This is a genomic window from Mycobacterium sp. E2733, assembly GCF_001667585.1.
GTDB lineage: Bacteria > Actinomycetota > Actinomycetes > Mycobacteriales > Mycobacteriaceae > Mycobacterium.
In genome coordinates, this window is record NZ_LZJZ01000103.1 from 1 (window position 1) to 12,922 (window position 12,922).

Below are 12,922 nucleotides of genomic sequence, written 5' to 3' on the forward strand. Positions count from 1 at the left end.
TCATCCTGGCGCTGATCGGGCTGCACCTGGCGATGGTCTGGTTCCAGAAGCACACCCAGTACACCGGCCGGGCCGCGGCAGGTGACCTACTCCGTGACCGGCACCAAGGCGCCCGGTGACATCATCTCGGTGACCTACGTCGATGCGTCCGGTCGACGCCGCACGCAGCACAACGTGTACATCCCGTGGTCGATGACCGTCACGCCGATCTCGCAGTCCGACGTGGGCTCCGTCGAGGCGTCCAGCCTCTTCCGGGTCAGCCGGCTCAACTGCTCGATCACGACCAGCGACGGAACGGTCCTCTCGTCGAACACCAACGACTCACCGCAGACGAGCTGCTGATGGTCAGCAGGTATTCGGCGTACCGCCGCGGGGCGGGGGACGACACCATCTCGCCCGACGTCATCGACCGCATACTGATCGGGGCGTGCGCCGCCATCTGGCTGGTATTGCTGGGCGTGAGTGTGGCCGCGGCCGTCGCGCTGACTGACTTGGGGCGGGGCTTTCACAAAGCGGCGAGCGGCACCCACGGCACCTCGTGGGTGTTGTACGCCGTGATCATCGTGTCCGCGCTGATCATCGCCGGGGCGATCCCGATGCTGTTGCGGGCCCGCCGGATGGCACAGGACGAGCCGGCCGCCCGGGGTATGACGGCGCCCAACCGGCCCCCGGTGCGCCTGATGTCCCAGGCGCCGCGCACCGCGGCCGAACGGGCGCGGCAACCCCGGGTGCAGGCGCCGGTTCATGTGGCCGACTCCGAGTGGTCGGGTGAGGCGGTCGATCGGGTGTGGCTGCGAGGTACCGTGCTGTTGGTCGCCGCGATGGGCGCGGCCCTGGTCGCGGTGGCCACGGCGACCCCGACCACCCACGGCCAGCGCGGAGCACCGTGTTCGTCCTCGGCGTCGGCCGACTCGTCGAAGGTGTCGTAGTCGTAGAGCCTGAGGTCGGCCGGCAGGTACGGGCCGCTGATGAAGTGCTCGGACTCCGGAGCCGAGTAGGCCCGCGAATAGGCGTCGGTCTGGCCCGTCTGGTCGGCCGCCGGCTCGGCGCCGTCATCGAAGGGTTCGATCTCGTCGACGTGCCCGGATTCGGGGGCGTCCGCGGGCTCGATGTCGGAATCCGGTTGGTGGGGAGCCTCGTTCACGGGACCGGGTTCCTCAGGATCCCGTTCCGGTGGTTTCGGCCCGTTCATCTCTGCCTGCCCTGTCCGACTGCCTCACCAGCGCGCGGGGCCCCGGGGCCATATCGTTGCGCGCGCGCTTGAGAAATTGTCATTTGCCTGGGCAAAACACTACCGAACCGAGAGGGGCAAAGAAGTCTTGGCGAACCGGCCACAGATCACGTGATCGGATTGTGACCTTAACGGCTGGCGATCAGTGCTTCTCGGGCCCGACGTAGTACTCGAAGACCAGTCCACCAACCGAAGCGAGGACGAACATCACCCCCGCGGCGATCAGCCACGGCAGCCACAGCGCGATGCCCACCGCGCTCACCGACGCCGACAGCGCGATCAGGATCGGCCACCAGCTATGCGGGCTGAAGAAGCCCAATTCACCTGCTCCGTCGCTGATCTCGGCGCCCTCGTAATCCTCGGGCCGAGTATCGATGCGGCGCGCCACGAACCGGAAGAAGGTGGCCACGATCAATGCCAGTCCCCCGGTCAGCGCCAGCGCGGTGGTCCCGGCCCACTCCTCACCGCCGGTGGCGAAAAGCGCCGTCAGCACCCCATAAAGCACCGAAACCACAATGAAGAACCCGGCGACGAATTCGAAAAGCCTGGCTTCGATATGCATTTGGTGTCCTAACCTACTGGCTTCCGGCCAACTGGCCGCGCTTGGTGTCGAACGGGTGAGTGGTCACCGCGAGCGGCGCCTGACCGATCGCCTGCAATGCCTGGGCGTTGCTCTTGCCATCGATCCGCTGCTGCAGGTAAGCCTTGAAGTCGTTGGGCGGCACCACCCGAACCTCGAAGTTCATCATCGAGTGATACGTGCCACAGAACTCGGCACAGTGCCCGACGAACGCCCCGGGCTTTTTGATGTCGTCGACCTGGAAGACGTTGATCGAGTTGTTCGCCTCGGCGTTGGGGATCACGTCACGCTTGAACAGGAACTCCGGCACCCAGAAGGTGTGGACGACGTCCGCGGACGCCAGGCGGAACTGGATGCGCTTGCTTGTGGGCAGAACCAGCACCGGGATCTCGTCGCTGGTTCCCAGGGTTTCGACCTTGTCGAAGTTCAGGTAGGTGCGGTCGGAGGTGTTGAGCCCGCGCACCGGTCCGACCAGCTCCTCGCCGTGGGCGTCCTTGCCTTCGGGCTTGGAGACCATGGCTTTCTTGCGCGCCTGGTCCACACCGTCGTAGGTCAGCGTGCCGTCCTTGAAGTCGACGCGCTGGTAGCCGAACTTCCAGTTCCACTGGAAGGCGGTGACATCGACCACCACCTCGGGGTCCTTGTCGATGTGCAGCATCTTCTCCTGCACCACCACGGTGAAGTAGAACAACACCGAGATGATCAGGAACGGCGTCACGGTGAGCACCAGCTCCAGCGGCATGTTGTAGCCGAACTGGCGGGGCAGCTCGGTGTCAGTGGCCTTTTTGCGGTGGAAGGCGGTCGCCCAAAAGATCAGGCCCCACACGATGACGCCGACCACCAGCGAGGCGATCGTCGCTCCGATCCACAGCTCGCGGTTGAGCTGGGCCTGCGGGGTGATGCCCTTGGGCCAGCCCAGACCCAGCACGTCCGACCAACCGCATCCGCTCAGGGTCAATGCCAACACGCCGAACGTCGCGGCCAGCGCCAGCGGCCGCCGACGACGGGACGGACCCTGCCGAAACCTGCCCTGCGACATACGTTGCGAACGGACCTGCTCGCGAGGTGTCACGTTGGCGCCTCCTGCTCGGATATCGAATACTACGCAGCGTAGACCACGCCGCTGACCCGAGCGACGAAACCCCGGCCCGCTGGGCCGCCCGGCCATTTGTGGACGTGCCGGGTGCGACCGCAACGGACCTGCCCAACGTGCGGCATACTGGGGCGCCGTGTGTGGTCTGCTGGCGTTCGTCGCCGCCCCGGACGGTGCCACTGACGACGCTGCCGCCCGGGCCGACGATGCCATCGCGCGCGCGTCGCATCTGATGCGCCACCGCGGCCCCGACGAGCCCGGCACGTGGACGGACCCCGGTGCCGACGGATCGGTCGTGTTCGGCTTCAACCGGCTGTCGATCATCGACATCGCGCATTCGCACCAGCCCCTGCGGTGGGGACCGCCGGAAGCGCCCGACCGCTACGTGCTGGTGTTCAACGGGGAGATCTACAACTACCTCGAGCTGCGCGACGAGCTCGCCACCGCGCACGGTGCGGTGTTCGCGACCGACGGCGACGGCGAGGCCATCGTCGCCGGCTACCACTACTGGGGCACCGACGTGCTCACCCGGCTGCGCGGCATGTTCGCCTTCGCCCTGTGGGACACCGTCACCCTCGAATTGTTCTGCGCCCGAGACCCGTTCGGCATCAAGCCGCTCTTCATGGCGACCGGCGCCGGCGGCACGGCGGTGGCCAGCGAAAAGAAGTGCCTGCTGGACCTCGCGGAGTTGGGCGGATTCGACACCGGGATCGACGAGCGTGCCGTCCAGCACTACACCGTGCTGCAGTACGTGCCCGAGCCCGAGACGCTGCATCGCGGGGTGCGCCGGCTCGAATCCGGCTGCTACGCGCGGATCCGGCCCGGGCGGCAGCCGGAGGTGACCCGCTATTTCGTGCCACGGTTCGCCGCCACACCCATCACCCCGGGCACCGAGCAGGCCCGCTACGACGAGATCACGGCGGTGCTCGAGGACTCGGTGGCCAAGCACATGCGCGCCGACGTCACCGTCGGGGCGTTCCTGTCCGGGGGCATCGATTCCACCGCCATCGCGGCGCTGGCCATCCGGCACAACCCCAACCTGATCACCTTCACCACCGGTTTCGAACGGGAGGGGTTTTCCGAGATCGACGTCGCGATCGCCTCGGCCGAGGCGATCGGCGCCCGGCACATCGCCAAGGTGGTCCATCCGGGCGAGTTCGTCGCCGCCCTGCCCGAGATCGTCTGGTACCTGGACGAACCGGTGGCCGACCCCGCCCTGGTGCCGCTGTTCTTCGTCGCCCGGGAGGCTCGCAAGCACGTCAAGGTGGTGCTGTCCGGGGAGGGCGCCGACGAGCTCTTCGGCGGCTACACGATCTACCGGGAACCGTTGTCGCTCAAGCCTTTCAACTATTTGCCGCGGCCGCTGCGGCGCTCGATGGGCAAGGTGTCCAAGCCGCTGCCGGAGGGGATGCGGGGCAAGAGCCTGCTGCACCGCGGCTCGCTGACGCTCGAGGAGCGCTACTACGGCAACGCCCGCAGCTTCTCCGACGCCCAGCTGCGCGACGTGCTGCCGGGCTTTCGCGAGGAATGGACCCACACCGACGTCACCGCCTCCGTGTACGCCCAGTCAGCCGGCTGGGACCCGGTGGCCCGCATGCAGCACATCGACCTGTTCACCTGGCTGCGCGGCGACATCCTGGTCAAGGCGGACAAGATGACGATGGCCAACTCGCTGGAGCTGCGGGTGCCGTTCCTCGATCCCGAGGTGTTCGCCGTCGCCTCCCGGCTGCCCGTCGAGGCCAAGATCACCCGCACCACCACCAAGTACGCGCTGCGGCGGGCCCTCGAGCCGATCGTTCCGTCGCACGTGCTGCACCGGCCCAAGCTCGGGTTCCCGGTGCCGATCCGGCACTGGCTGCGCGCGGGCGAACTGCTGGACTGGGCCTACGGGTTGGCGGCGTCCTCGCAGGCCGGTCACCTCGTCGACCTGGCCGCCGTCCGGCGGATGCTCGACGAGCACCGCAACGGCGTCAGCGATCACAGCCGCCGGCTGTGGACGCTGCTGATCTTCATGCTCTGGCACGCGATCTTCGTCGAGCGCAGCGTGGTGCCGCAGATCAGCGAGCCGGTGTATCCCGTGCAGCTGTAAGCCGGGCTCGCGAGCTTCGAGTGTGAACCCTGGGCGGAGATTTTCGGCGTGTCGCCGCCCTCAGCTCACGCCGGATGCCGTCAGGCCAGCACCGCGGCGATCTCGTGGGCCGCGTCGTCGCCGTAGGCGCCGGACAACCGGCTCACCGCGGTCTCGCGGTCCCAGTCCCAGTTCTGGGTACCGGTCGATTCCAGCACCAGCACCGCCACCAGGGAGCCCAGCTGCGCGGAGCGTTCCAGGTTCAGGCCGGCGCTGCGCCCGGTGAGGAAACCGGCCCGAAACGCGTCGCCGACGCCGGTGGGGTCGGTCTGGCTGGTCTCGGGCACCACGCCCACGTGGGTCGTGGTGCCATCCGACTCCACGATGTCCACGCCCTTGGGGCCCAGCGTGGTCACCCGCAGGCCGACCTTGCCTTGCACGTCGGACTCCGACCAGCCGGTCTTGTTGAGCAGCAGCTCCCACTCGTAGTCGTTGGTGAACAGGTAGGCGGCGCCGTCGACGAGCTTGTTGATCTCTTGGCCGGAGAGGCGGGGCAGCTGCTGAGAAGGGTCTGCGGCGAAGGGCAGGCCCAGCTTGCGGCACTCCTCGGTGTGCACCACCATCGCGTCGGGGTCGTTGGCACCGATGATCACCAGGTCCGGCTCACCGATGGACGACACCACGTCGGCGAGCTTGATGTTGCGGGCCTCCGACATGGCGCCCGGGTAGAACGAGGCGATCTGGGCCATGTCGACGTCGGTGGTGCAGGTGAATCGGGCCGTGTGCGCCGTCTCCGAGATCAGCACGTTGTCGCAGTTGACGCCGTGCGACTGCAGCCACTGCCGGTAGTCGTCGAAGTCGTCGCCGGCCGCGCCGACCAGGGCCACGTCACCGCCGAGCACGCCGATGGCGAAGGCGATGTTGCCCGCCACGCCGCCGCGGTGGATCACCAGGTCGTCGACCAGAAAACTGAGCGATACCTTCTGCAAGTGTTCAGCCAGCAGGTGCTCGGAAAACTTGCCGGGGAACCGCATCAAATTATCGGTCGCAATCGAACCTGTCACCGCGATCGTCACGAATGTCTCCGCCCTTCGTTAGTAAGGTTATCTAGCTTACGCACGCGTCCGGACCGTCGCTGTGTCCACGGTCGGTGCGAAGCGGTGCGCTAGCCTCCCTAGGGAACTCGCTCAAGTCGCCGGGACCACGATGCTCGATCGGGGTATCCCGCACCCAGCCCCGGTACAGGTCCCGTCTACCACCGTAGGAGAACCAGGATGGCAGGTCCGCACTCGCCGAACCACACCGTCGGCGGCAGCGGACCCAGCGGACCCGAGCGCTCGGCCGAATCTCAGCCGCTTGAGTTCCCCGACGACCCGCGGGCCGGCGGCCCGACAAGGGCCAATTATGCCGGGCCGCCTCCCCCACCGATGCCCTACCCGCCGCGACGCTCCAAGCGCCGGCTGTTCATCGGCATGCTGCTGGCCATCGCGGTGGTGGCCGCGCTGACCGTGGCGATCGTCTACGGCGTCCGCACCAACGGGGCCAACACCGGGACCACGTTCTCGGAGGGCGCCGCCAAGACGGCCATCCAGGGGTACCTGGACGCGCTCGACCACCGCGACACCGAGGAGATCGAACGCAACGCGCTGTGCGGGATGTACGACGCCGTCCGCGACAAACGGTCTGACCAGGCGTTGGCCAAGCTGAGCAGCGACGCGTTCCGCAAGCAGTTCTCCCAGGTCGAGGTCACCTCGATCGACAAGATCGTCTACCTGTCGCAGTACCAGGCCCAGGCGCTGTTCACCATGCGGGCGTCGCCGGCCACCGGCGGCCCGATGCGCGGTCAATTGCAGGGCATCGCCCAGCTGCTGTTCCAGCGCGGTCAGATCATGGTGTGCTCGTACGTGCTCCGCACCGGGGGCTCGTACTGAGTTAGGGGCCCTACCCGGTCAGTTGAACGAGTCGCCGCAGGCGCACGAGCCGGTGGCGTTCGGGTTGTCGATCGTGAAGCCCTGCTTCTCGATGGTGTCGACGAAATCGATGGACGCGCCCTCCACGTAGGGCGCGCTCATCCGGTCCACGGTCAGCGTCACACCGCCGAAGTCCGCGGTCAGGTCGCCATCCAGCGTCCGGTCGTCGAAGAAAAGGTTGTAGCGCAGGCCCGCGCACCCGCCCGGCTGGACCGCGATACGCAGGGCCAGGTCATCCCGGCCCTCCTGGTCGAGCAGGGACTTTGCCTTGGTGGCGGCGGCCTCGGTCAGGATCACGCCGTGCGTCTTGGCGGTCGACTCGTTTTGCACCGTCATTGCTTCTCCTACATGCCTCATCGTTGGGTGGGTCCGTTCAGGTTCGAGCCCCTGGACTCGCGTTAAGCGGCCAGATCCGCCCGGAAAAAGCCCACTTGATCAACGGTACCTTGCAGGACCGCTATTCCCGAGTCGCGCCGCCACTACAGATGCCAGACCCATGAGCTGATTGGCCGCGTCGGCCTGTGCCAGCCGCGCCGATCCGGCGTGCTCGGCGATCGACAGGGCGGACATGATGCCCGCCGAGCGCACCGTGGCGTTGTCCAGGTCGACCTGCCCGGCCAGCACGATCACCGGCACTCCCCGCGGCCGCGCCGCGTCCGCGAGATAGCCCACCACTTTGCCGTGCAGGGACTGCTCGTCGAAGCGGCCTTCACCGGTGACGATGAGCTCCGCCATGTCCAGATCGTCGGCCAAACGGGTGTGATGGGCGATGATGGCCGCGCCCGACTCGCAGCGGCCGCCGAGCGCCAGCAGCCCGGCGCCGATCCCGCCGGCGGCGGCCGCGCCCGGTTCGGCGCTCACGTCGCGTCCGGCCACCGCTTCCAGGATCAGCGCCCACGCCTGGAGGCGGACTTCCAGGGCCGCGACGGTGACCGTGTCCGCACCCTTCTGCGGCCCGAACACCCTGGCAGCCCCCCACGGCCCGAGCAGGGGGTATTCGGTGTCCGAGGCGGCGATGAGCTCCACGTTGCCCAGCTGGCGGCGGGCGGAGTCCAGGCCGCCGAGCTCGGCGATCATCCCCTGCCCGCCGTCGGTGCAGGCGCTGCCGCCGAGGCCGACCACGATCCGCGTCGCCCCGGCCCGCATCGCCTCGGCGATCAGCTGCCCCACTCCCCTGCTGTGGGCCGCCATCGCGGTCTCCGGGGTGGGCGGACCGCCCAGCAGGGCCAGGCCGCACGCCTGCGCGCATTCCAGGTATGCGGTGGTCGTGGTGGGGTCGAACACCCATTTGGCCTCGACCATGGTGGAAAGCGGCCCGGATACCCGCAGCCGCCGCGTCTTGCCCAGCCGGCTGGCGAGCACCTCGACGAAGCCGGGGCCGCCGTCGGACTGCGGGGCGACGATGAACCGATCGCCCGGACGGCACCGGGTCCAGCCGGTCGCGATGGCCGCGGCCGCCTCGACGGCCGTCATGCTGTCGCCGTAGCAATCCGGAGCCACCAGGACGAGCATGGCGGGCAGCTGCAGACGCCCGGGAGCGAGGCCAGAGGCAGCATCATCCGAGGCCATTGACCCGTCGTCCATCACAGGCAGCCGTTCATCACTGGTAAGAGTAGGGCCAAGGGAGGTGCTGACGCAGGTCTAATAGCAAGGCATTCCAAGCCAATTCCGGGACGAGCCATGCGCGAAGTAACCTGGCCTCTGTGAAGCTGATGGGCCGCAAGAAGGGCCAGGACGAGGACCTTGACGAGGGCACGGCCGCAGTGAATGCCGCCGGCGCCCCCGAGACGACCTCCCGCGGGTCGCGCGGGACGAGCCCCAAGGGCCGGCCCACGCCCAAGCGCAGCCAGACGCGGCGCAAGGGGCCGGTGGCGCCCGCGCCGATGACCGCGTCGGAGGCGCGGGCCCGGCGCAAGACGCTGGCCGGTCCCAAGCTCAGCCGCGAGGAGCGCAAGGCCGACCGGGCCGCCAGCCGCGCCCGGATGACGGATCGCCGGCAGCGCATGATGGCCGGCGAAGAGGCGTACCTGCTGCCACGTGACCAGGGCCCGGTACGGCGCTACGCGCGCGACGTGGTGGACGCTCGGCGCAACCTGCTCGGCCTGTTCATGCCGGCGACGCTGTTCCTGATGTTCGCCATGTTCACCACGCCACAGCTGCAGCTCTGGGTCTCCCCGGCGATGCTGGTGCTGATGGCCGTGATGGGTATCGACGGGGTGCTGCTGGGCCGCAAGGTGAGCAAGCTGGTGGACGCGAAGTTCCCGGACAACACCGAAAGCCGCTGGAAGCTGGGCCTGTACGCGGCCGGCCGGGCCTCGCAGATGCGACGGATGCGCACACCGCGGCCCCAGGTCGAGCGCGGCAGCGATGTCGGTTAGACGCGGGAAAGCCGCCTGAGCACGGTGCGCACTTTGGTGCTCGGCGGGATCCGGTCGGGCAAATCCCGGTGGGCGGAAGACGCCATCGCCGAGGCGCTGCCGGCCGGCCAGCCGGTCCGTTACCTGGCCCCCGGGCCCGCCGGTGCGGGCGACACGGCCTGGGCGCACCGGGTCGCCGAGCACCGCAGCCGTCGGCCGGCGCATTGGTCGACGGTCGAATCCGACGACGTCGCAAGCCAATTGCGCGGCTCCCCGGACACCCCGACGCTCGTCGACGATCTGGGCACTTGGCTGACCGGCACGCTGGATCGCCACGGCGGTTGGGACGGTGGATCGGTGGCGGCCCCGGTCGATGAGATGCTCGGGGCGGTCGGCGCATTCGGCTCCACGCTCGTGCTGGTCAGCCCGGAGGTGGGGCTGGCCGTCGTCCCGGCCACCGCGTCCGGGCGCCGGTTCGCCGACGAACTGGGCAGCCTCAACCAGCGCGTCGCCGAGCTGTGCGACCGGGTGGTGCTGGTGGTGGCCGGGCAAGCGGTGCCGATCAAGTCGCCGGGGGCCTGATGGAATTCGCCCCGGTATCGCCGCCCGATGCGGGCGTCGCCGCGGCCGCCCGCGCCCGCCAAGACACGCTGACCAAGCCGCGGGGCGCCCTGGGCCGCCTCGAGGACCTGTCGGTGTGGGTCGCCTCGTGCCAAGGGCACTGCCCGCCAAGGCAATTCGAGCGCGCCCGGGTGGTGGTGTTCGCCGGCGACCATGGCGTCGCGCGCGCCGGAGTGTCGGCCTACCCGCCGGAGGTGACCGCTCAGATGGTCGCCAACTTCGATGCCGGCGGGGCGGCGATCAATGTGCTGGCCGATCTCGCCGGCGCGACGGTGCGGGTCGCGGACCTGGCGGTGGCGGGCGATGCGGCGGCCGACCGAATCGGCGGCCACAAGGTGCGGCGCGGCAGCGGCGACATCACCGTTGAGGACGCGCTGACCGACGACGAGACTGCCGCCGCGATCGCGGCGGGCCGGGCCATCGCCGACGAAGAGGTCGACGCCGGCGCCGACCTGCTCATCGCCGGCGACATGGGGATCGGAAACACCACCCCGGCCGCGGTGTTGGTGGCAGCGCTGACCAACGCCGAACCGGTCGCGGTGGTGGGCTTCGGCACCGGGATCGACGACGCCGGTTGGGCGCGCAAGACGGCCGCGGTGCGCGATGCCCTGTTCCGGACGCGGCGCGTGCTCCCCGACCCGGTCGCGCTGCTGCGCAGCGGCGGCGGCGCCGACCTGGCCGCGATCGCGGGCTTTTGCGCGCAGGCCGCGGTGCGGCGCACCCCGCTGCTGCTCGACGGGATGGCGGTGACGGCCGCCGCGTTGGTCGCCGAGCGGCTCGCGCCCGGCGCCCGGCTGTGGTGGCAGGCCGGTCATCGGTCCACCGAGCCCGGTCATGCCCTGGCGCTGACCGAGCTCGGCCTGGAGCCGATCCTGGACCTGCGGATGCGGCTGGGCGAGGGAAGCGGCGCCGCGCTGGCGCTCCCGGTCCTGCGCGCCGCGGTGGCGACGCTGTCGTCGATGGCCACATTCACGCAGGCCGGTGTGTCCGACCAGGCCTCTCCCCCACTGTGATGCGTTCGCTGGCAACGGCTTTCGCGTTCGGCACGGCGCTTCCCGTCCCGCGTTCACAGCACGCGCCGATGGGCCGCGGGGCCATGACGGCGCTGCCGGTGGTCGGCGCCGCCCTGGGCGCGCTGGCCGCGGCCGTAACGAGGGGCGGGGCGTGGGCCTTCGGCGCGTCCAGCGCGCTGTCCGGCCTCCTCGCGGTGGCGGTGCTGCTGTTGGCCACCCGCGGCCTGCACCTCGATGGTGTCGCCGACACGGCCGACGGGCTGGGCTGTTACGGGCCCCCGGAGCGCGCGCTGGCGGTGATGCGCGACGGGTCGACCGGCCCGTTCGGCGCGGCGGCCGTCGTCTTGGTGATCGCGCTGCAGGGGCTGGCCTTCGCGGCGCTCGGGGCGGCGGGCAAGCCGGGGCTGATCGGCATTGCCGTAGCCGTCGCCGCCGGCCGGGTCGCCGCGGTGCTGGCGAGTCGGCGGTCGGTGCCGGCGGCCGCGGGCAGCGCCTTGGGCGCGCGGGTCGCCGGCAGCCAGCCGGCGATGGTGGCGGCGGCCTGGGTCGCGGTGCTGCTCGTCGTTGCGCTGGCGGCGGGACCGCGGCCGTGGCAGGGGCCGGTCGCAGTGCTGGCGGCGCTGTGCTGCGGCGCGGTGTTGGTACGGCACTGCGTGCGCCGATTCGGCGGCATCACCGGCGACGTGCTGGGCGCCGCGATCGAGCTGACCACGACGGTGAGCGCCGTCGCGCTCGCCGCACTGGTGCGGTTCTAACGCGGTTCCAGCCGCGAGTAGTTATCTTCACGCTCGCGGCCGAACGTGAAACTAACCTCACGTTCGACAGCCGGGCCGCTCAGCCCAGGCGCGCCATCCAGCCGTGGGTGTCGGCGAAGGTGCCGCGCTGGATCCCGGTCAGCGTGTCGCGCAGCGCCATCGTCACTTCGCCGGGCTGGCCGTCGGCGACGGTGAAGTCGGTGTCGCCGTACTTGATGTGCGACACCGGGGTGATGACGGCGGCGGTGCCGCAGGCGAACACCTCGGTGATCTCGCCGGCGGCGGCCTTCTTCTGCCACTCGTCGATGTCGATCTTGCGTTCCTCGACCGAGAATCCGGCGTCAATTGCCAATTGCAGCAACGAATCCCGGGTGATACCGGGCAACAGCGAACCGGACAGCTCCGGGGTGACCAGGCGCGCCGACCCGCCGCTGCCGAACACGAAGAAGATGTTCATGCCGCCCATCTCCTCGACGAAGCGCCGTTCGACGGCGTCCAGCCACACCACCTGGTCGCACTCGTGCGCGGCGGCCTCGGCCTGCGCCAGCAGGGAGGCGGCGTAATTGCCGCCGAACTTGGCCGCGCCGGTGCCACCCGGGCTGGCCCGCACGTACTCCGTCGACACCCACACGGTGACGGGGCTGACGCCGCCCTTGAAATACGCCCCGGCCGGTGAGGCGATCAGCAGATACCGGTACCGCTTGGACGGCCGAACGCCCAATCCGGGCTCGGTGGCGATGATGAACGGCCGCAGATAGAGCGCCTCTTCGCCGCCGGCGGCGGGCACCCAGGGCTTGTCGACGGCGATGAGCTGACACAGCGAGCGCATGAACAGCTCGTCCGGCAGTTCGGGCATCGCGAGCCGCCGCGCCGACGACCGCAACCGCGCGGCGTTGGCCTCGGCGCGAAACGACACGACCGAGTCGTCCGCCCAGCGGTAGGCCTTGAGCCCTTCGAAGATCTCCTGCGCGTAGTGCAGCACGATCGCGGACGGGTCCAGCTCGATCGGGCCGTACGGGATGACGCGCGCGTTGTGCCAACCCCGTCCGTCGTCGTAGTCGATCGACACCATGTGGTCGGTGAAGTACTTGCCGAAACCCGGCTCGGCCAGGATGGATTCACGTTCGGCGTCGGTCGCGGGGTTGGTCGAACGGGAAACCGTGAACTCGAGGGAGCCGCTGGTCATGCGGCTGATTGTATATCCGCCTGCGACCGGGCTTTTCATCTGAACCGG

Annotated in this window: 13 protein-coding genes and 2 pseudogenes; 8 read left to right on the plus strand and 7 right to left on the minus strand. The window is 69.6% G+C overall.

Annotated elements, in window-relative coordinates:
• Positions 1 to 57: 57 nt before the first annotated feature.
• Positions 58 to 342, plus strand: a pseudogene (locus A5678_RS18720) (MmpS family transport accessory protein); the annotation flags it as partial.
• Complete coding sequence (locus tag A5678_RS18725) at positions 342 to 929, plus strand: DUF2561 family protein (RefSeq protein WP_368664901.1); 588 nt, start codon at positions 342 to 344, stop codon at positions 927 to 929. The pseudogene A5678_RS18720 and the gene A5678_RS18725, both read left to right, overlap by 1 nt.
• On the opposite strand, the pseudogene A5678_RS28025 reads toward A5678_RS18725, so the two are convergent.
• From A5678_RS28025 to A5678_RS18735, 3 genes and pseudogenes are all read right to left on the minus strand, one after another.
• Positions 851 to 1,192: pseudogene (locus A5678_RS28025) on the minus strand (hypothetical protein); the annotation flags it as partial. The gene A5678_RS18725 and the pseudogene A5678_RS28025 overlap by 79 nt on opposite strands.
• Before the next feature lie 181 nt (positions 1,193 to 1,373).
• Positions 1,374 to 1,793, minus strand: a complete 420-nt coding sequence (locus A5678_RS18730; protein WP_068045052.1) for a cytochrome c oxidase subunit 4 — start codon at positions 1,791 to 1,793, stop codon at positions 1,374 to 1,376.
• 13 nt (positions 1,794 to 1,806) lie between these two features.
• Positions 1,807 to 2,883: a cytochrome c oxidase subunit II gene (locus A5678_RS18735; RefSeq protein ID WP_068045055.1), complete on the minus strand. Its 1,077-nt coding sequence runs from the start codon at positions 2,881 to 2,883 to the stop codon at positions 1,807 to 1,809.
• A gap of 157 nt (positions 2,884 to 3,040) precedes the next feature.
• On the opposite strand from A5678_RS18735, the gene asnB reads away from it, so the two are divergent.
• Entirely contained in the window at positions 3,041 to 4,993 is a 1,953-nt protein-coding gene (gene asnB, locus A5678_RS18740; RefSeq protein WP_068045058.1) for an asparagine synthase (glutamine-hydrolyzing), read from the plus strand.
• Between the two features lie 80 nt (positions 4,994 to 5,073).
• On the opposite strand, the gene A5678_RS18745 is transcribed toward asnB, so the two are convergent.
• Positions 5,074 to 6,048 carry a carbohydrate kinase family protein gene (locus A5678_RS18745; RefSeq protein ID WP_068045061.1) on the minus strand — a complete coding sequence of 325 codons (975 nt, stop codon included), beginning with the start codon at positions 6,046 to 6,048 and terminating at the stop codon, positions 5,074 to 5,076.
• Between the two features lie 198 nt (positions 6,049 to 6,246).
• Between A5678_RS18745 and A5678_RS18750 the strand changes: the two genes are divergently transcribed.
• Positions 6,247 to 6,903 carry a hypothetical protein gene (locus A5678_RS18750; protein ID WP_068045063.1) on the plus strand — a complete coding sequence of 219 codons (657 nt, stop codon included), beginning with the start codon at positions 6,247 to 6,249 and terminating at the stop codon, positions 6,901 to 6,903.
• A gap of 18 nt (positions 6,904 to 6,921) precedes the next feature.
• Here the strand turns inward: A5678_RS18750 and A5678_RS18755 are convergent, their stop codons facing one another.
• Both A5678_RS18755 and A5678_RS18760 read right to left on the minus strand, forming a co-directional pair.
• Positions 6,922 to 7,278, minus strand: coding sequence for an iron-sulfur cluster assembly accessory protein (locus A5678_RS18755; protein WP_066951784.1), 357 nt, complete (start codon positions 7,276 to 7,278; stop codon positions 6,922 to 6,924).
• Positions 7,279 to 7,377: 99 nt separating this feature from the next.
• The gene (locus A5678_RS18760) at positions 7,378 to 8,454 is read right to left on the minus strand and encodes a glycerate kinase (RefSeq protein WP_066951824.1); all 1,077 of its coding nucleotides are present in this window, start codon (positions 8,452 to 8,454) and stop codon (positions 7,378 to 7,380) included.
• A 191-nt stretch (positions 8,455 to 8,645) separates the two neighbouring features.
• On the opposite strand from A5678_RS18760, the gene A5678_RS18765 reads away from it, so the two are divergent.
• The 4 genes from A5678_RS18765 to A5678_RS18780 are packed head-to-tail and all read left to right on the plus strand — an operon-like array spanning position 8,646 to position 11,688.
• Positions 8,646 to 9,320, plus strand: a complete 675-nt coding sequence (locus tag A5678_RS18765) for a DUF3043 domain-containing protein (protein WP_068045065.1) — start codon at positions 8,646 to 8,648, stop codon at positions 9,318 to 9,320.
• 24 nt (positions 9,321 to 9,344) lie between these two features.
• Positions 9,345 to 9,881: a bifunctional adenosylcobinamide kinase/adenosylcobinamide-phosphate guanylyltransferase gene (locus A5678_RS18770; RefSeq protein ID WP_068045067.1), complete on the plus strand. Its 537-nt coding sequence runs from the start codon at positions 9,345 to 9,347 to the stop codon at positions 9,879 to 9,881.
• Positions 9,878 to 10,933 (plus strand): nicotinate-nucleotide--dimethylbenzimidazole phosphoribosyltransferase, encoded by a 1,056-nt coding sequence (cobT, locus tag A5678_RS18775; RefSeq protein WP_156746991.1) that lies wholly within the window; start codon positions 9,878 to 9,880, stop codon positions 10,931 to 10,933. The genes A5678_RS18770 and cobT overlap by 4 nt, the downstream gene beginning before the upstream one ends.
• Positions 10,930 to 11,688, plus strand: a complete 759-nt coding sequence (locus tag A5678_RS18780; protein WP_068045071.1) for an adenosylcobinamide-GDP ribazoletransferase — start codon at positions 10,930 to 10,932, stop codon at positions 11,686 to 11,688. The genes cobT and A5678_RS18780 overlap by 4 nt, the downstream gene beginning before the upstream one ends.
• Positions 11,689 to 11,767: 79 nt before the next feature.
• On the opposite strand, the gene A5678_RS18785 is transcribed toward A5678_RS18780, so the two are convergent.
• Positions 11,768 to 12,874 carry a branched-chain amino acid aminotransferase gene (locus A5678_RS18785; protein WP_068045142.1) on the minus strand — a complete coding sequence of 369 codons (1,107 nt, stop codon included), beginning with the start codon at positions 12,872 to 12,874 and terminating at the stop codon, positions 11,768 to 11,770.
• Positions 12,875 to 12,922: the final 48 nt, after the last annotated feature.